The 21,661-nt window shown below is 33.3% G+C and carries 18 protein-coding genes; 4 read left to right on the plus strand and 14 right to left on the minus strand.

Annotation, left to right across the window (positions count from 1 at the left end; genetic code table 11):
* Nucleotides 1-32: 32 nt before the first annotated feature.
* From CVU84_00310 to CVU84_00335, 6 genes are all read right to left on the minus strand, one after another.
* On the minus strand, nucleotides 33-1,892 hold the full coding sequence (locus tag CVU84_00310) for a molecular chaperone DnaK (protein PKM96196.1): 1,860 nt from the start codon (nucleotides 1,890-1,892) through the stop codon (nucleotides 33-35).
* Between the two features lie 48 nt (nucleotides 1,893-1,940).
* Entirely contained in the window at nucleotides 1,941-2,450 is a 510-nt protein-coding gene (grpE, locus tag CVU84_00315; protein ID PKM96493.1) for a nucleotide exchange factor GrpE, read from the minus strand.
* A gap of 93 nt (nucleotides 2,451-2,543) precedes the next feature.
* Nucleotides 2,544-3,587 carry a heat-inducible transcription repressor HrcA gene (gene hrcA, locus CVU84_00320; GenBank protein ID PKM96197.1) on the minus strand — a complete coding sequence of 348 codons (1,044 nt, stop codon included), beginning with the start codon at nucleotides 3,585-3,587 and terminating at the stop codon, nucleotides 2,544-2,546.
* Between the two features lie 137 nt (nucleotides 3,588-3,724).
* On the minus strand, nucleotides 3,725-4,924 hold the full coding sequence (locus tag CVU84_00325) for a coproporphyrinogen III oxidase (GenBank protein ID PKM96198.1): 1,200 nt from the start codon (nucleotides 4,922-4,924) through the stop codon (nucleotides 3,725-3,727).
* A gap of 277 nt (nucleotides 4,925-5,201) precedes the next feature.
* Nucleotides 5,202-7,013 (minus strand): elongation factor 4, encoded by a 1,812-nt coding sequence (locus tag CVU84_00330; protein ID PKM96199.1) that lies wholly within the window; start codon nucleotides 7,011-7,013, stop codon nucleotides 5,202-5,204.
* Nucleotides 7,014-7,071: 58 nt separating this feature from the next.
* A complete protein-coding gene (locus CVU84_00335) occupies nucleotides 7,072-8,487 on the minus strand; it encodes a GntR family transcriptional regulator (GenBank protein PKM96200.1) in 1,416 nt (471 codons plus the stop codon).
* A 104-nt stretch (nucleotides 8,488-8,591) separates the two neighbouring features.
* Here CVU84_00335 and CVU84_00340 point away from each other — a divergent pair, with 104 nt between their 5' ends.
* A complete protein-coding gene (locus CVU84_00340; protein ID PKM96201.1) occupies nucleotides 8,592-9,533 on the plus strand; it encodes a hypothetical protein in 942 nt (313 codons plus the stop codon).
* Between the two features lie 30 nt (nucleotides 9,534-9,563).
* On the opposite strand, the gene CVU84_00345 is transcribed toward CVU84_00340, so the two are convergent.
* From CVU84_00345 to CVU84_00365, 5 genes are all read right to left on the minus strand, one after another.
* Nucleotides 9,564-10,385, minus strand: coding sequence for a hypothetical protein (locus CVU84_00345; protein ID PKM96202.1), 822 nt, complete (start codon nucleotides 10,383-10,385; stop codon nucleotides 9,564-9,566).
* 151 nt (nucleotides 10,386-10,536) lie between these two features.
* A complete protein-coding gene (locus tag CVU84_00350; protein ID PKM96203.1) occupies nucleotides 10,537-11,667 on the minus strand; it encodes an aminotransferase DegT in 1,131 nt (376 codons plus the stop codon).
* A complete protein-coding gene (locus tag CVU84_00355) occupies nucleotides 11,651-12,244 on the minus strand; it encodes an N-acetyltransferase (GenBank protein PKM96494.1) in 594 nt (197 codons plus the stop codon). Before CVU84_00355 ends, CVU84_00350 begins: the two co-directional genes overlap by 17 nt.
* A gap of 72 nt (nucleotides 12,245-12,316) precedes the next feature.
* A complete protein-coding gene (locus CVU84_00360) occupies nucleotides 12,317-13,309 on the minus strand; it encodes an oxidoreductase (GenBank protein PKM96495.1) in 993 nt (330 codons plus the stop codon).
* Between the two features lie 43 nt (nucleotides 13,310-13,352).
* Nucleotides 13,353-17,558, minus strand: a complete 4,206-nt coding sequence (locus CVU84_00365; GenBank protein ID PKM96204.1) for a hypothetical protein — start codon at nucleotides 17,556-17,558, stop codon at nucleotides 13,353-13,355.
* 272 nt (nucleotides 17,559-17,830) lie between these two features.
* Here CVU84_00365 and CVU84_00370 point away from each other — a divergent pair, with 272 nt between their 5' ends.
* From CVU84_00370 to CVU84_00380, 3 genes are all read left to right on the plus strand, one after another.
* A complete protein-coding gene (locus tag CVU84_00370) occupies nucleotides 17,831-18,193 on the plus strand; it encodes a hypothetical protein (GenBank protein ID PKM96205.1) in 363 nt (120 codons plus the stop codon).
* An 85-nt stretch (nucleotides 18,194-18,278) separates the two neighbouring features.
* Nucleotides 18,279-18,665, plus strand: coding sequence for a hypothetical protein (locus CVU84_00375; protein PKM96206.1), 387 nt, complete (start codon nucleotides 18,279-18,281; stop codon nucleotides 18,663-18,665).
* Nucleotides 18,619-19,035: a hypothetical protein gene (locus tag CVU84_00380; GenBank protein ID PKM96207.1), complete on the plus strand. Its 417-nt coding sequence runs from the start codon at nucleotides 18,619-18,621 to the stop codon at nucleotides 19,033-19,035. The genes CVU84_00375 and CVU84_00380 overlap by 47 nt, the downstream gene beginning before the upstream one ends.
* Here CVU84_00380 and CVU84_00385 read toward each other — a convergent pair.
* The 3 genes from CVU84_00385 to CVU84_00395 are packed head-to-tail and all read right to left on the minus strand — an operon-like array spanning nucleotide 19,032 to nucleotide 21,647.
* Nucleotides 19,032-19,577, minus strand: coding sequence for an acetyltransferase (locus CVU84_00385; protein ID PKM96208.1), 546 nt, complete (start codon nucleotides 19,575-19,577; stop codon nucleotides 19,032-19,034). The two genes, CVU84_00380 and CVU84_00385, sit on opposite strands and share 4 nt — an antisense overlap.
* Nucleotides 19,578-19,581: 4 nt before the next feature.
* On the minus strand, nucleotides 19,582-20,685 hold the full coding sequence (locus CVU84_00390) for a glutamine--scyllo-inositol aminotransferase (protein PKM96209.1): 1,104 nt from the start codon (nucleotides 20,683-20,685) through the stop codon (nucleotides 19,582-19,584).
* Nucleotides 20,682-21,647, minus strand: a complete 966-nt coding sequence (locus tag CVU84_00395; protein PKM96210.1) for an epimerase — start codon at nucleotides 21,645-21,647, stop codon at nucleotides 20,682-20,684. Before CVU84_00395 ends, CVU84_00390 begins: the two co-directional genes overlap by 4 nt.
* Nucleotides 21,648-21,661: the final 14 nt, after the last annotated feature.

Genomic DNA, 21,661 nt, shown 5'->3' on the forward strand with positions numbered 1-21,661 from the left:
TAAGTTATGTTGTAATATGTTATAGTCTAAACTTACTTTTCTTCTTTAAAATCTACATCAACAAAATCATCTGGACCTTCTGAAGGGCCTTCTGATTGACCATCTGCAGGACCTGCTCCTGCTGATGCATTTGCTGCTTCGTATAGTTTCGCTGAGAAATCTTGTACAATTGTCATTAATGAATCCTTTGCAGCTTTAATTTCTGCAGCTTCTGCGTCAGAAATTGTTTCAGTTTTCACTTTTTCTAGAATATCTTTTAATTTCTTTACTTCAGCTTCAATCTTGCTCTTTTCTTCTTCACTTACTTTATCTCCAAGTTCCGTAATTGTCTTTTCAGTTTGGAATATAAGAGATTCTGCTTCATTTTTAAGGTCAATGGCTTCTTTACGCTTTTTGTCTTCTGCTTCAAAACGCTTTGCTTCGTCTACTGCCTTATTTATTTCTTCATCTGAAAGATTAGTGCTTGCTGTGATTGTAATGTGTTGTTCTTTTCCTGTTCCTAGGTCTTTAGCATGTACATTTACGATACCATTGGCATCAATATCAAAGGATACTTCAATTTGAGGAATTCCTCTTCTTGCTGTAGCAATGCCATCTAATCTAAAGCGTCCTAAGGTTTTATTGTCTCTTGCAAATTCTCTTTCACCTTGAACGATATGAATATCTACTGCTGTTTGATTATCTTCTGCAGTTGAGAACACTTGGCTCTTCTTAGTTGGAATCGTAGTATTTCTTTCAATTAGCTTAGTTGCTACACCACCTAATGTTTCAATTCCAAGTGATAAAGGCGTTACGTCTAATAATAAGATGTCTCCAGATCCCGCATCTCCCGCAAGCTTACCACCTTGAATAGCAGCACCTACAGCTACACATTCATCAGGATTGATACCCTTAAAAGCATCTTTTCCTGTAAGGCTTTTAACTGCATCTTGAACCGCTGGGATTCTAGTTGAACCACCAACCAATAATACTTTATCAAGTTGGGAAGCTGATAAACCAGCATCCTTTAACGCACTTGAAACTGGACCAAGTGTGCTATCAACTAAATCATGTGTCAATTCATCAAATTTCGAACGTGTAAGAGTGATATCTAAATGCTTAGCACCGTCTTGACTAGCAGTGATAAATGGTAGGTTTATATTTGTTGTAGTTGTATTTGATAATTCTTTTTTAGCGTTTTCTGCTGCTTCTTTTAAACGTTGCATTGCCATTTTGTCAGATGTCAAATCAATGCCTTCTTTGTTTTTGAATTCCTTTACTAAGTAATCCATAACACGTTTGTCAAAGTCATCTCCACCAAGTCTATTGTTTCCGCTTGTTGCTAGAACTTCTAATACACCATCACCAATTTCAATAATGGATACATCAAAAGTACCTCCACCTAAATCATATACCATGATCTTTTGTTCATGTTCGTTGTCTAAACCATATGCAAGTGCTGCAGCAGTTGGTTCATTAATGATTCTTTTAACATCTAATCCAGCAATCTTTCCTGCGTCTTTGGTTGCTTGACGTTGGCTATCACTGAAGTAAGCAGGTACAGTAATTACTGCTTCTGTTACGGTTTCTCCAAGGTAACTTTCTGCATCTGCTTTTAGCTTTTGTAGAATCATAGCAGATACTTCTTGTGGTGAATAGTCTTTATCATCAATTTTAACCTTATGATTCGTTCCCATTTCTCTTTTTATAGAGCTAATTGTTTTGTCTGGATTCGTGATAGATTGTCTTTTTGCTGGGTCTCCTACAAGACGGTCTCCATTTTTTGCAAAAGCTACAACTGATGGTGTAGTTCTTGCTCCTTCTGTATTAGCAATAACGATAGGTTTGCCACCTTCCATTACAGATACACATGAGTTTGTTGTTCCTAAGTCAATTCCAATTATTTTAGCCATTTATAATTCCTCCTATAATATGTTAAAACTATCAATTTTTTTGTGATATTAATTTACTACCTTAACCATACTAAATCTAAGTACACGATCCTTGAACATATATCCTTTTTGAAGCACTTCTATAACTTCGTTTTCACCATAATTTTCATCTTCTTCATGTGAAACTGCATGATGCAAATTAGGATCAAATTCCTGATAGAGGGCGTCCATTTCTTCTACACCTAGATCTTTCATTGCCCCTAATAGTTGTTTGTAAATCATTTCAATGCCTTGCACAAAGGAATTTTCTTTTTCTTCTTCTGATGCGATTCCTAATGCTCTCTCGAAATTGTCTATAATTGGCAAGAATTTTTCAAATACTTCCTTGGATCCATTTTCATACATTTGAGATTTTTCTTTTATTGTTCTTTTTCTAAAATTATCATATTCAGCCATAGTACGTTGGAGCTTATCAAGATAGCTCTTAGCAATGTTTCTCTCTGCTTGAAGCTTTGATTCAAAATCCATTTCTGTCTCATCTAATTCTACATCAAGAGCAGTGTCTATCACTTCTTCCATGATTTCATCCTTTACTTCTGTGTCTTCTGTAGTCGTATCATTTGCTGTTTCTTGTTTTAATTCGTCTTCTATCACTGTTTTTCCACCTTTCCTTTAGCTTCCTTTGTCGCCTTTTATAAGTTTTTTCTCCATACTATTGATTAAATATTTTAAAGAAGAAATAGTATTCATATAATCCATCCTTTTAGGTCCGATGATTCCAATTGCACCAACCATCTCTCCACCTATACTATAAGATGTCGTAATAATACTACATTCTTTCATTTCAGCAACTTCAATTTCTTCACCAATCTTAATCTTAATCTTGCCATCTTCATTGCCTGTCATGCTATATAACAGCGTTTTTAAAGCGCCCTTTTCTTCAAAGGTATCAATTAACTCCATTGCTTTCGTAACATCACTAAATTCAGGGAATTTAAGAATATTGGTCGTGCCTGATGTATAAATATCTGTATCGTCTATAGACGCAATTGTTTGACCTACTACATCAAGAACCTTGGTAATAATTTCAAAATTAGTATCTGCATATTTTTGAATACTTTGGATCAAAGGTAGATTAATTTGTTCAAGAGTTAACCCGTATAAATGTTCATTAAGGATAAAGGTTAGCCTGTTGAGAACATTTTGTTCAATGCCTTCTTTAATATCGATCATATAGTTTTTGATGGTATTTCCATCTGTTACTACAACTGCAAGAAGTTTCGTTGGTTCAAGACAAATGAGTTGAATGTTTTTGATTTTACTCTTCTTGTATTGTGGTGTGGAGATCATTGTTGCATAACGGGTTTCCTTCGCAAGCATTTTAACAATATCTTGCAAAAGATTTTCTATACGATCTGCTTTTTGTACTAAATCCTCAAGTAGCGCAATTTTTTTCATCTGTGATTTTTGATTATCCAACAAAATATCTACATATAGTCTATATCCTTTGTCAGAAGGGATTCTTCCAGATGATGTATGAGGTTGCACAATAAAACCAAGCTCTTCTAGGTCAGACATCTCGTTTCGAATCGTCGCTGGGCTAATGCCTAAATCATAATTCTTTGATATCGTCCTAGAACCTACTGGCTCTGCTGTATCAAAATAGCTTGATATAATAGCTTGAAGAATTTTCATTTTTCTATCATTTAATTCCATTTGATCACCACCTTAATCTCAGGAAATCTTTTGTTGTTGTTAGCACTCTCATCGAACGAGTGCTAACGCTTGACAATAAAATATCACTTTGAGGCGACTTTGTCAATAGAATTTCTAAAAATATTTTATTTTTTTGTCTATAAAATGAACTTAGCAAGTACATAATTACTTATGTCTATCCCTTTATTGGTTAGGCTTAGGCGATCCCCCTCCTCAATCAACAAGTCTTGCTTTATTAAGTCAAATACTACTTCACCATATTGTTCTTCAATTTTTTGATTGAATTTATTTAAATAATCTTTTTTACTGATTCCCTCCATTAACCTAAGTCCAAGGAACATAAATTCTTCTTTTTGAGCAATTATTGTTGATGGGGCTTTATTTGATATGATTTCATTCAAGTCCCCTTGAGCATTCATATATTGATCTATATTCCTTGTGTTATCCATTCGTATTTGGTCATAATAGGAAGCTGCACCTAGTCCAATACCAATATACTTCCCTAAAGTCCAATATACTTTATTGTGCTTGCAAGAAAAGCCCTTTTTACTATAGTTTGATATTTCATAATGCTCGTAGCCTTTTTGAGCTAAGCATTCATTCGCATACCAATACATAGTTCTTTCTATTTCTTCATCTGGCAGTTCCCATTTCTTTTGCTGATATTGACTGTAATATGGCGTATCTTCTTCAACTAGCAAACCATACACGGAAATATGTTCAGGATTTAGGATCAGGACTTGCTTCAAAGTTTCTTTCCATTCTCCCAACGTCTGATTTGGCAACCCAAACATTAAGTCAACATTGATATTATCATACCCTATTTCACGAAGCATATTAAAATTCTGGGCAAATTCTTCAAAGGTATGAATCCGCCCTAAGTGTTTGAGTCGTTCATTATCAACTGCTTGTAGACCTAGACTAATTCTATTAATACCAAGTATTTTATAGATTGTACCCTTTTCCCTTGAAATTGTTCCTGGATTACATTCAATCGTTATTTCTGCTGTTGGTTCTAAGTTGAAATTTTCTTTTATTTCCTTCATTATTGATTCAATATATTTTGCTTCAATTACTGATGGTGTACCTCCACCAATGAATATACTCTTGACAATATTGTTTCGTAATAATGAATGATAGCTTCTGATTTCTGCTACCAATGCAGTGATATATTCATCTATTTTATCGTCTTCATGGGCAAATGAAAGAAAGTCACAATAATTACATTTGCTTTTACAGAAAGGGATGTGAATATACAAGCTTACTGGTTCTGTTGTTGGTTCTATTGTTTGTTCTATTGTTTGTTCTATTGTTGGTTCTATTGTTGGTTCTATCAATTGTTTTCACCCCTTCAAAATTCTCAATTAACGATACAGAGATAAAAGCATTTTTTCTTCATGATTAATACGAAAGGCAGTAAGTGTTCATTTTTCGCCCGACCGGCCCAAGGGAAAGGCCAGAAAAATGAACACTTACTGCCAATAAAACGATACACCTATCAGAAAAAATGCTTTTGTCGACAGTCCGAGCTATCTAATCACATGTATTAAATGGCTTAATTAAATTGTCAACAATCTAAGCTATCTGGCACATGTAATTAGATAGCTTAGTCAATTATTCATCCAATTTCAAAACACTCATAAAAGCACTTTGTGGCACATCTACATTACCAACCTGTCTCATTCGCTTCTTTCCTTCTTTTTGTTTCTCAAGAAGTTTTCTCTTTCTCGAAATATCACCACCGTAACATTTTGCAAGTACATCTTTTCTCATCGCTTTCACCGTTTCCCTAGCAATAATCTTATTACCAATTGCTGCTTGAATCGGTATTTCAAATTGATGCCTTGATATTTCTTTTTTGAGCTTTTCAACAATCTTCTTTCCTCTTTCAAAGGACGTATCTCTATGAACAATAAAAGATAAAGCATCCACCAACTCTTTATTAATTAATATATCTAATTTGACAAGGTCAGATTCTTTATAACCAATTAATTCATAATCAAAAGAAGCATATCCTCTTGTTCTTGATTTTAATGCATCAAAAAAATCATAAATGATTTCATTTAAAGGCAGCTCATAACTCAGCTGCGCTCTAGTGGATTCAATATAGTGCATACCTAAGTATTCACCACGTCTTTCCTGACACAAATCCATAATTTGTCCAATGTATTCAGAAGGAACCATAATTTCAGCTTTAACAATTGGTTCTTCCATAGATCTAACTTCTGATAAATCTGGTAAATCTAATGGATTTGATAAATTAATGACTTGTCCATCTGTTTTATTTATTTTATAGATAACACTAGGTGCAGTTGTTACCATATCTAAGTTGTATTCTCTCTCAAGTCTTTCTTGAATTATTTCTAAATGTAATAACCCTAAGAATCCACATCTAAAACCAAACCCTAAGGCAACAGAGGTTTCCGCCTCAAATATAAGTGCTGCATCGTTAAGCTGAAGCTTTTCTAAGCCATCTCTTAAGTCTTGATATTTTGCACCGTCAGCAGGATACATTCCGCAGTATACCATTGGATTCACTTTTTTATAGCCTGGTAATGCTTCACTTGCAGGGTTCTCTAAGTCTGTTATCGTATCTCCAACTTGCGTATCGCGTAGATTTTTAATGCTTGCAGTAATGTAGCCTACCGTTCCTGCAACAAGTTCTTCAGTAGGGATAAACTGTCCAGGACCGAAGTATCCAACCTCCACAACTTCAAAAACCTTTTTTGTTTCCATCATCTTTATCTTTGTACCTTTTCTTACAGTACCTTCTTTTATCCTACAAAAAACGATTACACCTTTATAGGAGTCATATTTAGAATCAAATATAAGCGCTTTCAGAGGGGCGTTACGGTCTTCAACTGGTGCTGGAATATCTGTAACGATTCTTTCTAATACTTCCTCAATATTCAAGCCTTCCTTCGCTGAAATCTGAGGTGCATTCGCGGCTTCAATTCCGATAATATCCTCAATTTCCGCTATAACTCTAACAGGATCTGCACTTGGCAAATCAATTTTATTGATAACTGTCAAAATTTCGAGGTCATGTTCTAGCGCTAAATAAACATTTGCAAGTGTTTGCGCTTCTATTCCTTGTGCCGCATCGACAACTAAAATAGCACCTTCACATGCTGCTAAGGATCTTGAAACCTCATAGTTAAAATCCACATGTCCAGGCGTATCTATTAAATTAAATATATATTCTTCTGAGTTTTTTGCAGTATAAATCAATCGGACTGCTTGCGCTTTGATTGTAATACCTCTTTCTCTTTCGAGATCCATATTATCAAGCACTTGCGCTTGCATTTCTCTTTCAGTTAATAGACCAGTCATTTGAATGATTCGATCTGCTAATGTAGATTTACCGTGATCAATATGGGCAATAATACAGAAATTTCTTATGTGATTTTGGTTGATTTCTGGCACTTAGACTGCCTCCTGTTCTCTTCAATTTCTGTTGCATATTATAGCATAGCCTTGTTATTTAGGCAAGTGAAAAGAATTCTGTTAGAACTTGATATATCCTAGTAATTCCTTCTACAATCTCCTCATCAGATAAATTTCCATAACCAATCATTATCTGCTGACGATATAAGCCTTTTATAATAGCATGTTCTTCTACTGAAGGAACCGCTATACCCTTATTTTTTAATTGCTTAAATAAATTATTATCAAATATTACATCTTTAAAATGAATTACTAGATGAATTCCTGATGTATGTCCAATGATCTTAATTTGATCACCAAAAACCTCCTGTAAGGTTTTTATTACCAACTGGCTCTTATGTTGATACAGTTTGATAGATTTTCTAACATGTTTATCTAAATATCCTTCTCGAATAAATCTTGCCAAAGTCAATTGTTCTAGCACCGGTGAATGAAGGTCTTCTGCATATTTAATAGCTTTTGCACCCTCAATTAAATGCTCAGGCAAAATCATATATCCAATTCTAAGTGCTGGACATAGAATTTTACTAAAGGTACCCACATAGATAACTCTATTCGGGTCAAGACTTTGCATAGATTCAATTGGGTCACCCTCATATCTAAACTCACTATCGTAATCATCCTCAACAATATAAGATGATTTATCACGAGCATAACGAATTAAATCAATCCTTCTTTTGATGGGTAAGACGCTACCCATAGGATACTGATGAGAAGGTGTAGTAAAGATTAAACTTGGTTGCAAATCTGAAGGTAATAAATCTGTTATCATCCCTTTTTCATCTGTTGGTATAGAATGAATCCTCATATTCGTTTTTTCCAAACTTGCGATAATACCATGGCTTAGTGGATCCTCAACAAAAACAAGATTGTTTATCGGATGAAACAATCGCCCTAGCATAGTAAACACTTGAGCTGCTCCAGTAGTAATTAGAACTTGTTCGGGTTGGCATTTCACCCCTCTAACTCTTCTAAGATAATGGGTTAGTTCAAAGCGCAAATCATAACAACCTCTAGGTTCGTGATAGTCTAATTGAATGGAGGGCAAATCTTGACAGATTTTTTTATAAATATCTGCCCATATCTCTTTTGGAAACAAATCAAGATTAGGGACACCTGTTCTAAAATCTATTAGACCTTCCATCGGTTCATGCCTTAAGCCAAGAATGTTTTCTCTTTTAATTTCTGTGGATGCTTTGTAATGTTCAAGAATGATTCCATCAGCCACAAATGTACCTGCACTTTCTCTCGCTTCTACATAACCTTCGGCAATCAATTGATCATAAGCTTCTATAATAACATTTCTAGACAGACCCAGCTCTTTTGATAATTGCCTTGTGGAGGGCAATTTCTCATAAGGCTTAAGAAGCCCTGTAAGGATTTGATTTTTGATTGCTTGGTAAATTTGTCTTATAAGTGTGATTTGACTATTTCTATCTATGGTAAGATACATGATAACCTCCAAAATGTGGTTCTAAATAATTCGCCTAAATGTGGTTCTACACTATACCACTTTCATTTGTTATCATTATACCATAAAAAAAAGGAGCCCACTGTATGAAAAAAACACATTCTGCTTATATCCAACTCTCGTTGGCCATGTTTTTTGCTGGAAGCACTGTTGTCGCTGGTAAATATATGGTAGACATACCCATTTTCATCTCACAAACCATTAGCCTAATGTTTGCCCTAGTGTTCATATTTCCATTAGCAATTATAAAAGAAGGCAAAATAAGTCAATTTAAAATCAAGAAAAAAGATTGGTTCTTATTGTTTTTACAAGGTTTAACGGGAATTTTTATGTTTCGAATTTTTATTTTACTAGGTCTTAGATTAACCAGCGCTATTGAGGGTGGTATTATTATGAGTACAACACCTGCAATTTTAGCACTATGCTCATTCCTATTTTTAAAGGAGAAAATCACAAGAAGAATCCTGCTTGGAATTATGATTAGTGTTTCCGGTATACTACTCCTTAATACGAATGGGATTGTTTCTGGAGTTACCGGCTCATGGTCCGGTATACTTGGCAATTTTTTTGTTTTATTAGCTGTTGTTGGAGAAGTATTGTTTACTATTTTCAGAAAAAAACAATCCTTTGAATCACACCCTTTGACTACAACTGCCTTTGTTATTTTATTTGCTTTTCTATTATTTTTGCCTGTTGGAGCCTATCATAGCCTTGGATTTAACTGGGATTTAATAACACCATCTCAACTAATACCAATGTTTTATTATGGCGCCATCTGTTCTGCACTTGGCTATACGTGTTGGTTCAGTGGTATATCTAAAGTTAAAGTTAATGTTGCTGCAGGCTTTTCAGGAGTAATGCCAATTAGCTCTGTCATTTTATCCGTTATAATCCTTGGCGAAAAAATAACTTGGCAGCATATCATTGGTATGTTGTTAGCACTCCTAGGTATTTATACGATATCCAGTATAAGAAAATCAAAATTGCCTCAGTCGTCGTATTTAAGCAGTCAGCCCACGAGCTCATAATTTAATGTCAAATTTGCTTATATAGAACAATTATCTTAAAAACGGTAATTCTAATTGATCTAATAAGATAGAAGGATTTCTAAGTTTTCGATTTAACAATAAATCACCATGACAATCTGAACCCCCAGAAATGTAAAGTGAGTTAGCTTTACAAAAATCCACATAATAGCCACTGTCTATTGGATTTATATAATAGGGTGAATAACATTCAAAGCCCTGTATTCCAAAGGATACCCATTCTCTTAATTGTTCTAAAGGCATAAAGTCTTGTTTAACATATGCAGGTGGATGAGCTAATATAGCAACAGCACCTGCTTGTCTAATATCTTCTATCACCTGCTCTGGTGAGTCGAATACAAGCTGTAGTTTATAGTTTATCATCAATTGAAAGAAGCTTTGCATATTATTCACTACTTTCTTATCAAGTAAGAAATTCAGAGATGGCCAGCCTCCTCTCGTTAAATCATAACTATATTGTTCAAATTCCTCAAGTGATAATTGAGGATAGTCTTTTTTGACTGTTTCTATTACTGTGTTGTGATAATCTAGTCTTTGCTTATGATTTTTATTAACCCTTGCAACAAGAATTGGATTATTAAGATTAAAATCATAAGTGAGAATATGATATTCCATATTTTGAAAGGATGTAGAAATTTCAACTCCCGAAACACATGTGAGTCCATTGTTTTCAGCTATTATTTGAGCTTCAGCCACATTATCTATTGAATCATGATCTGTAATAGCAAAAGTACTTATGTTAGCTGTTTTAATATGCTCTATCGCCTTTTCTGGGGTCCAAGTGCCATCTGATGCTTGTGTATGAATGTGTAAATCAACGTATTTCTTCATCATGAATTACTACTTCCTCTCTAGTTTATAAATGCTTTTTTTATACCAATCATATCATATCGATAATCTAATTTAGTAAATTATACGTATCATGAATCCTTATATCTTAAAACTATAACCTTCGTTAAAAACAAAGTCAATATATTGTAATCATTTACCCTTTAATATTATCCACAAATAAATTAATAATTTCAGCTATTGTTTCGTTCTCAAGATATGGATGCATTGGCAAACTTAAAATTCTGTTGCTGATATCTTCGGATATTGGAAAATCACCTTTTTTATAGCCTAATTTCCTATTTGCAGCTTGTAAATGAAGTGGCTTACGATAATATATTGCAGTCTGGATACCTTTATCATTTATTTCTCTCATTAATGATTCTCTTACTTCATAGTCCTTTGTAAGCACTGAGTACTGAGCCCAAGCGGAACTATACTCTTCTGGTACTTGAGGCGTCTTAATAAGCTCCTTTAAGCCAGCAGTGTACTTATTTGCCACTTCATTTCTTAGATCGATTTCCGAGTCAAATATAGACAGTTTTGCAAGTAGAATTGCTGCTTGAATCGTATCAAGTCTACCATTTATTCCAATCCTAATATTGTCGTACTTATCTATTCCTTGACCATGAACCCGAATAGACTTTATGGCTTCGTAAAGTAAAGAATCTCTTGTAAATATTGCACCTCCATCTCCGTAACAGCCCAAAGGCTTAGCAGGAAAAAATGATGTTGACGCTGCATCGCCAAAGCTTCCAGCTTTTCTGCCTTTATACCTGCCTCCAAAACCTTGCGCCGCATCTTCAAGAACCCTTATATTATATTTTGCAGCAATAGCCTCAATTTTCTCATAGTCAGCAGGTAATCCGAATAAATCAACTGGAATGACCACTCTTGGTTTCAAGCCGTCTTCTTCAATTATCCTTATGATGGCTTGTTCAAGTAATTCAGGGTCAATATTGTAAGTTTCAGGATTTATATCAACGAAAACTGGTGTAGCCCCTAATAGACTAACAACCTCTGAGGTTGCTATAAATGTAAAAGGTGTTGTGAAAACTGCATCTCCTTTTCCTATTTCCCAAGCTAATAAAGGTAGTAGCAAAGCATCCGTACCACTTGAGCAGGTCACCGCGTAATCTACTCCAACATATTCTGCCAGTTTTCTTTCAAGCTCTAATACCTCGGGTCCCATTATATATTTGCCATGTTCTAAAACCCTGTCAATACTATTGTTAATCTCTGATTTTAGCTTTCGATATTGTATAGACAAATCATTCATCGGTATCATAATTTTCAACCTCACTTAAGCAACCATTCTTTTCGATATAATTTCTACTGCAAATCTTACAGCTCAGTCCATCCTTAAGCTGTTCTCCACACTCACACACCCAACCCTTTCTTTTTGCAGGCACCCCAACCATGAGTGTATAATCAGGCACATCGGAAGCAACGACTGCTCCAGCAGCAATAAGTGCGTGGCGACCTATCGTGTGCCCACATACAATTGTTGCATTTGCTCCAATTGATGCACCTTCCTTTACCAGCGTCTTAAGATATTCCTCTCTGCCCTTTTTAGGATATTTACTCCTAGGAGTTAAATCATTTGTAAACACCATAGATGGACCACAAAATACATAATCTTCTAATTCCACTCCCTCATATACTGAAACATTGTTTTGGATTTTTACATTATTTCCAAGGTGTACATTATTTGAAATATTAACGTTTTGTCCGATCACACAATTTTGTCCGATTTTTACACCTTTTTGAATATGAGAAAAATGCCATATTTTTGTGCCACTTCCAATTTTTACTTCCTCATCTATATAAGCGCTTTCATGAACATAATAATCTTTATTTTGCATCATTTATATGATCTCCTTGATATTTACGGTAGTGATAGGAACTCGCCAGCCACTTCGATATGAGCCCCTAACCTAACACTTTAGGTTAAGTTGTTTTGATACCTCTTCAAGTATTTTTACAACCTCATAACCACTCTGCCCATCCGCAACTGTTATATCTGCGTCAAGGTTTTTAACAAAATACTCTAGCTCATTTTTAAGTGGAGCGGATTTTTCATAATCAATGTGCTCTGTATCAGCTACTCTTACGATAGGAGAAGCGTTTTCCCAATCAATACTTTTATTATAAAAAACAATATTTTGTTCTGCGTTCGAATCCTCAAATACAAGTGTACCTTTATCGCCTACTACAATTAATCTACGCTCCAAAAAAGGATATAGCCAAGAAACAAATATATGTGCTTTCACATTATTAGGGTATGTGAGACTTGCCATAACAACATCATGTATATTCTGTTGTAGAAAACAGCCACCCTCAGCACTCATGCTAATAGGTGTCGTTCCTATTAAATAATTAATAACAGATATATCATGAGGTGCAAATGAATAAAATACATTTTCTTCTGTCCGAACTGTACCCATATTCAAACGTGTTGAGTAAAGATATAAAAGCTTACCAATTTTCCCCTGATCAATTAACTCCTTGATTTTTTTAATTGCTGGATGAAACAAAAGCAAATGCCCTACCATTAGCTTACATTCAAAAACTTGAGATAACCAAATTAATCTATTTGCATCAATCGTTGAAAGAGCAATTGGCTTTTCAATTAAGACATTCTTTTTTTGTTTTAATAATTGACTTCCTATTTCATAATGTGTCTGAGCTGGTGTTGCAATTACATAACCATCATAATTATCCCTTAAAGAGTCTTTTACATTTTGATAACCTTTGACAACGTTATATTGTAATAAACTCTCTGATAAGCGGTTGGGATCATTTTCTACAATTCCAGCTAAATTTCCCATTTCATGTAGTGTTCTTATATGGTTTTGACCCCATCGACCTGCTCCGATAACACAGATTTTTTTATTTTTTAATACATTACACACTATGAATCTCCCCATCACATATTTTATAGTTTTTATAGGTTTTACATTTTTATAGCTTTTATAGCTTTTTATATATTTCAATAAGTTTTAAAATTTCTTTGTCCCTGTCATGATATTTTTCTGCATAACTTCTACCTTGAATACCTAAATTTTTTAGCATATCCCTATTTTCCAGAACGAAGGTTATTTTTTCTTTTATATTATCCGGATTGGCTATAATAATGGGAAGCTCCTTTGGATATTTTTCTCTCATAAAGTCACTTATCCAGCAAATAACTGGTTTTTCTAAAGCCATTGCCTCAACAGATGTTGGTCCATATCTACCTATCAGAAGTTGGTCAATAACCAAGTCCGCTTCTGTGATAACATTTTCCGGTGATATTTCCTGTATAAGCTTAAAGTTTATATCATAAAATATTTTTAATTCATTGATTGCTTCCAGAACGTACTTCGTTCCATATAATTCCGGAGTACTGGAAACATGTACAATGGTAAATAGCTTATTATGATCAACTTCATCTTTAGGTTTGTATTTCTTTAAATCAATGATTAAATTCAGTTGTCTTACATCTTCAAAGTAATCTTTTACGTATTCACGAAGTTCGTAATCGCTAACCAAACAGCACTCAACATATTTAGAGAAGTATTTCATTCTATTTATAATATCAAGTTCCTCTTGAATTGAGGTCATTTTTACATAAGGATTTAATTGTGAAGCCTTTGAATATAACCTTACATCTTGCCCCCAAAAGTGCATCAGTACCTTTTTATTCAATTCCTTTAGAACACTTAAATCCGAATGATCAAGGGTAAGCGATGTAAAGGAATGAAAATGGAAAACATCAAATAATGGAATGAGCTTTAACGCTGCATCTATTGTATGATTTAATTTGTTTTTATCTTTTTCAAAAAAAGTAATATCTATTTCAAAGTCAGATGCTCGATTCGTATAATTAGGTAAGTAATTGAATACCTTTGTGTAAATACCCTTTGCATTTAGGGCTTCTGATAATTTTATTGATCTGCTGGTTAGATCCATAGTGCCATGTAGCACTTTGATTCCCTTATCAACTTTTGTCTCTGGTATTGTTTTATTGATTTCATCTATTAATGATTTCTGTTCATTTTTTCTAGACTCTAAATTCTTTTTCGTACCTGTAGAAAACTCTTTTTTATTAATATCACTATATGAAAAAGCGTTAGCAATTTGACTTACTATTCCACCCATTTCACAATAACTCATTACCGCTTCACTTAAATATTGAATTGCATACTTATGTGCTATTTTCCCTGACATAACAGGCATGATTTTAATGATAAACAATCTTTCTTTCATTTCAAGAAATTGTATTTCATGTAAGTTGATTAGCTTTAAGGAAATGTTAAGATATTTCATAAAAATATGAATTAGCTCTTCGTTGGTTAATAAAGAAGCACCAATAAAGCTATCTGTACGATGCAAAATATGCTGTAAGACTATTTTCATTCTTTTTAATTCAAAAGTATTAGACAGAGTTACAACCTTTATATTTTTTAATTTAGGTATTATTCTTAAGTATATTTTATAAGCACTTTTAAATTCCATTCCATCCATATAATACTTGCTTATCAAATCCAAGCTATCCTCTTCATCCTGCTGCTCTTTATTGTTCATTTTTACTTTCAAAGCTTCAATTAACTCTTGCTTGACTTTTTCTGACACAAGTACTTCCAAGCATTTATCAACTTCTACAATTGAACAATCAAGAAGTTGATCTAATAAAAAATATTTAAATATAAACTCCATTTTCTCATTACCAGTTATTTTAGCATTATAAAACTGTGCAAGTTCTGTATATCTACCTGTATAGAAATATGCGTTAATAATTTCAAAAAGGCAGTTTGTTAAAACTATAATGTCCTCTATCTCATATACCTTTTTCAAACACTCTTCATATCTGCCTAAATAATAATGTGAAATAATCATCATTCTTAAAATGTTATCCTGATTCCCAACTGTATAAAAAGTATACATAACATTGTTAGAAACTTCTAAATTCAAGAAATTTTTATTCATTTCAAGGAATTTATTCATATGTAATAATGCGGTTTCGTACTCCTTCTTAACAAAAGAAATAAACGCTTTATAGTAAATAAAATCAATATAGTCCGGTTGAATTGAAAGTGCCATATGAATGATTGTTTCTGCATCATCATATCGTAAACTTCTTAGGTAAATGATTGCAGCGTTATTATAATACATCAGCATGACGCCTTTGATTAACTTATTTTCTTTAATGAGCCGTATATAGATATCTACTTGCTTTAATGCCTCAGCTAAATTCCCATACATAAAATAACTAGAACTCAATTGACATCTGTAGTAGATGTTTCTTGGAACTTTCTCGAGCATCTTAATGAGCATTGATGCTGTTCTGTTAAATTTTTTCTCTCTAACCTCCTCTGTCATAATATAGCCATAATGAAGTATTACAATATCCATGTTTTTAGTCGGAGAATTGCAAATAGGTTGATTGTGTATAGAACTTGCATAATGAAATTGGCCACTATTTCTGAATATACGTTGTTGTGTGATAACCCCATATTGTGTGCACTCTACATTGGTAAAGCTTTTTACTCTTAACGTAAAGGTATTGTGTTTTTTATGATTCTCTTGTGAAAATTCAGCAATTAGCTTATCGATTTCAGCTTTTTCAAATTCTTCATCTGCATCTACTACAAATAAGTATTCTCCTTCCGCAAAAAGAGTGCTACGATTCCTAGCCTCAGAAAAATTATTGTTCCACGAAAATAAATAGATATTGTTAGTATACTTTCTGGCAATTTCCAAGGTATTGTCATCAGAACCTGTATCAACAATTACGATTTCCGCTAAACCCGAATCCATAAGTGGTTTTAGACTTGATAAGCATCTATCTAAATTCTTTTCTTCATTTTTTGTAATCATGCAAATACTTAAAGTATAGGGATATCTACTATTTTCACATCTTAACTTCTGAATATAAAAATATATGACATTCATTCTTTCTGGATAATAGGTACTGATACTCTTTAAAAGATCAATCGCCATTTCAATCTGTTGATTATTTAACAACTCATTTACTTCATTCATTTTATTTATAAATAAGCTGTCACTTGTATAGTATTCCAAATATTTTTCTGTGTCACAATTGCAATAAAAATTATTGTAACAATCTATATATATATTTAATACCTTTAAAATCTTTTCTTTTTTCAAAGGTTCATCGGATTTATCACTCATATAATCTAGGTATGTCTTTAGAATATAGAGGTATTCTACAAATACTTCTTGGCTAGTAAAGTCATTCATTTTTTCATAATAGCTAATAATGAACTGATAAATATATTCCGCTGCATTCAAGTCATTGTCTAAAAGATGATTCATCAGGGCTTTTTGGATGTTTATATTAAGATAAATCATAAAATCAGGTATAACTTTTTCCATTACAAAGTCTTTTAATAACCAGCAATAGTACACTTCCTTTTCACTCAAGCCTATCTTTGTAATGTGTTTTAATAATGTTTTATGACATATATTTTTATCTTCTCTAAAAATCTTCCCAAATTTCAAATATGTTAAATAATGATTTTTTATGTTTAAATGTAAAAATTGATTATTAAGTTTAACTTGATTTACTGTTTCAATCATGAGCATATTCTTTTCTAATAAAATACAGAATTCAAGTTGAAGGCTGGGTGGAAGCGTTAGAATATAAGCTTCGTACCACAGGGAAATTTCATTATAATAGTTACCTTGCAGAAGCTTTATTAAATTTGTTTCTATATTGAAGTGATTATTAATTAAACTAAAATCCTCCATCGTAATGCCCATGTTTTTATTGAAGCCTCTTATACATCTATTGTAAATTATCACTTCTTCTCTAATAAAAAACAGCGACTCATCTTTACACAGATAGCTTTTTATATTTAAGGTCATATTGTAGAGATCTTCCTTCTCAAGTAATTCAATTATTTCTTGAATCAGTTCTTCATTGAGTTGTAGCCCTTCTTCAATAATCATTATTTTCTGTCCAAGTGATGATGCAAAACAAAAATCTTTAAAATTGCAATCATTTTCAGAATACTTATATATACAATGTCTATATGGAATATCAAGGGAATCTATTTCATTGCTTATGATAATGAGTTCTGGATTTTCATTAAGAAGGAGTTGTTCTAACACTTCAATATAATTCTTAAGCTCCTCCTCATTAGTTCGTATTATGATACTTAGTTCATTCATTACTACCCTCCCAGCATAAAACAACTTATATAGTACTAGTTTATTATCTGACTAATTGCTTTGTTACACACTTCTAATTCAACCATAACCGTACTCCAATAATAACCAATTAATATAAGTCACAAGCTTAACCCAAAAACCATATTATGTATTGAGATATCTTAACTCAATAAGAGATATTTTTGTACAACCCTCATGTCGGTAAAGCGATTTTTATAAAGAATTAGGATATTTTAGCTCAAACATTATTATTTTAAAAAGGAGGTGACATTATGGGACAAATTCAAACTGGTATTGGTATTGCTGATGCAACATTAAATCGTACTGGTAGGGAAACAGGATTTCAAAGTGTACCTTTCCAATTCTCTACAACCACTAATACTACAATATGGGAAACAATAGATTTGACTAACGAGTTAATGGGAACTGTCGTCATTATAGGAACTGATATAGGTACTGGTGCAACAATGGGCGTTTTAATTAATGGTCTTAATACCATTGCAGTAACTGATAATGCAACATTCACAAGATCTGTTGATCAACTCAACAGCATAACTGTTACATATGACTCTGGTGCAGCTGGTGTAGCGTCAACGTTAACGCTTTCTCTTGCAGCAAACAAACTTGAACTTTAGTTGATTAAGTTCTACCAATGATGAATAATCGCTTTACCCTCACAATGGGATTTACCTAATAAAAGTTAAGGGAGGATAGATAATCATGTTTACGACTGACTGTATTATTACTGAAAATCTTGCTGGCAATATCGAGTTAAAGGATAGTCATTATCATATTATTTGGCAAGCAATTAATATAAGTGCTGCGGTTACAATTAAAATACAAAATATATCAGATAACTTTATGAAAATAAGAATGGAAATAGAAAAAGAAAAGTGCACCTTAATAGAAATAGCCCCTCATGAAGAAAGAACTATAACAGTATCAAATGTTCTCCTTATTGAGATACAATTGAGTAATAGATCTGATAATACTATCTGCCCTTATGCTAGTTATCAAATCATTATTCATTACCAGTTAGAACCAACACCCCATAAGAAACATGCCACAAAATTTTCTTGTGGAGATTCTTGTTGGTATTCACTTTAAAAGGAGGTTAATTTATGGGATAAATAAATGTTGTGGTGGAACTGCTAATGCGTCAGCATGTTTTATCGTAAATAGTAAAACATATGGCTTTACAAGCATACCCTTTCAACTAAATAAAACCAGTACCAATACAATATGGGAGGCCATTGGCTTACCAGGCTTGTCAGGAACAGTTGTCATAATTGGTAACATCATAGCAGGAACAACGAGAGTGGCTATTAACGGTCTTCATACAACTCAAATAACAGATAATGAAACCTTTGCAATAAGTTCGAATCCACTATGCTCGGTCGTACTCACTTATACCTCAGCAGAAGGAGAATGCAGTTCATTTACCGCTTCAATAAGTGCCGCAAGATTTGAATATTAATATTCAAATCTTACTTTTTCTTCATCGACGATTACCTTTCCTACAATTCTTATTGGTGTTCCATGTGCAATTGTAAAATCCGGTATATTCATATTTACAAGGCTATTTGCCCCAATTACACAATGATTACCAATAGATACACCTTTTGTTATAATACTCATACCTCCAATATAGCTGTTATTAGCGATGTGTATATCACCTTTTTTAAATTCAGCTTTACCTCCTGTTAATACATATTCAACAGAATCATGTGTAACAATTTGAACACCGCTTGATATATGGCAAAAGTCTCCTATCGTTACAATTCCATTTATACCTTCAATTACAGTAAAAGGTCCAATCCATACGTTAGCACCTACTTTTATATTTCCCATAATGACACTACTATCATAAATTGTTGTATTTTCACCACATTTTAATAATTTAGCCTTTTCCCATCGATCAAATAGTAGTTCATTAGAAGGTAATACACGACTGAATTCCTTAAGCATTTTATTTCTTTTTTCACACAAATATTCTTCTATAGATTGATCAAATTCCATATGATTATTCCCTCATAACTTCAATTAAATTCGAAACAACATATTCGATATCTTCTACCGAAAGGTATGTATGCATTGGTAACGCAAGCCCTTGTTTATATGCATTTATTGAATTTCCAAATGCGCTATAGTTGTAACTATACTTTTCCAAATAATATTGTTGTAAATGAACCGCGTATGCTCCGATATTTGTTTCGATTCCTTTCATTTTTAATGCTTTCATAACTTTATCTCTATTGATACCATTACTAAGAAGAATATGATAAGTTTGATAAACATGCTTGCAATACTCCTTGCAAATCGGTATTTTAACTTCTTCTAAATCACTTAACATTTGAAAATACTTTTCTGCAAGCAATCTTCTTTTAGAAATAATATTCTGTAGTTTTGGAATCTGAGCCTTCCCAATAGCTCCTTGTATATTTGTCATACGATAATTGTAGCCTGGCATAACAAGTACTTTACCCGCTTCAGTATTTAACATTCCGTGATCTCTGAGAAGCCTAAGCTTAATTGCAAGCTTAGTATTATTGGTTACAACCACGCCACCCTCTCCTGTTGTTATGACTTTTCGAGGATGAAAGCTAAAACAACCAACATCCCCTAAAGTACCCGCTTTAACGCCCTTATACTCAGCCCCAAGCGCACATGCAGCATCTTCTATAATCGATAAATGGTATTTTTTTGATAACTCAATAATCTGATCCATATCCGCTACATGACCGAATTCATGAACTGGCATGATTGCTCTCGTTTTTCCAGTAATTAGCTTTTCAATTTTAGAAGTATCAATACAAAATGTATCCTCACATATATCACATAAAACCGTTTTTGCGCCAACTAACTCAACTACGTTTGCAGATGCAGGAAAAGTAAAATCAGGAACAATAACCTCATCCTTAGGACCTATATCTAAGGCATGTAATGCAAGATGTAAAGCTGCTGTTCCGCTACTTAACGCAATTACATGACTTACTTCTAAATATTTTGAAATCAAACTTTCAAATGCCTCTACCCATTCTCCATGGGCAAGCCATTTTGAAGCTAATACAGCCTTTATTTCTTCAAGCTCCTCTTGACCAATTTCTGGATCAGCTAATTTTATCACGACGAAATACTCCTATACCAAGCAATTGTTTTTTCTAATCCTTTTGTTAAGTCAATCTTTGGTTCAAAATCTAATACCTTTCTAGCCCTCTCAATACTTGGTATTCTGAGTTCAACATCCACATAACTTTTAGGTACATATTTTATATTAGATTTAGAATATGCAATACTTTTCACTAGCTGTGCAAGCATCGAAATCGTAATTGTTCCTCGTGGATTTCCTATATTAAAAGAACTCCCAATGGCTTCTTTTTTTTCTAAACAAAGCATTAGTCCACATATAAAATCATCTATATAACACCAAGAGCGTATTTGATCACCATCTCCATGTATTAAGATTTCTTCGTTTTTTATAGCTCTTAAAATGAATTGATGAATTGCTCCTTCTCCTACCTGTCCTGGTCCATAAACATTAAAAGGCCTAATGGATACAACGGGAAAACCGTACTCCTTGTAATAACTATGAGCTAAATGCTCACCTGCTAATTTACTAACTGAATACGTCCATCTAGCTTCTCCAACTGGTTGTAAATTCGTCGTATCTTCTTCGTCTACTCTGAATGCATAGGAACCAAATACTTCAGAGGTTGAAATTTCAATTATCCTGTCTATGTTCTTTGCATTTTCTTTTAGTGCTTCTAGTAAATTATAAGTTCCAATCATATTTACCTTCATCGTTTCTACTGGATTCTTTATAACAGTATCTATTCCTGCGATCGCAGCTAAGTGAACTATAATATTAGGTTTAAACTTGCATAGCACTTCACTTACATGCTCGTAATCGAGTATATCACCTTGAATGAGATTTATATTTGCTTTACTTAGTAAATCTGTATCTTTTATAGAGTTTCTTCTCAAATTATCATATATCACAATATCATTATTTTCACACAACACTGCACATAGTTTAGTTCCGATAAAACCGGCTCCGCCTGTTAAGAAAATTCTTTTACCTCTTATCATACTTACCCCCAAAA

It is taken from the genome of Firmicutes bacterium HGW-Firmicutes-1 (assembly GCA_002841625.1).
GTDB lineage: Bacteria > Bacillota > Clostridia > Lachnospirales > Vallitaleaceae > HGW-1.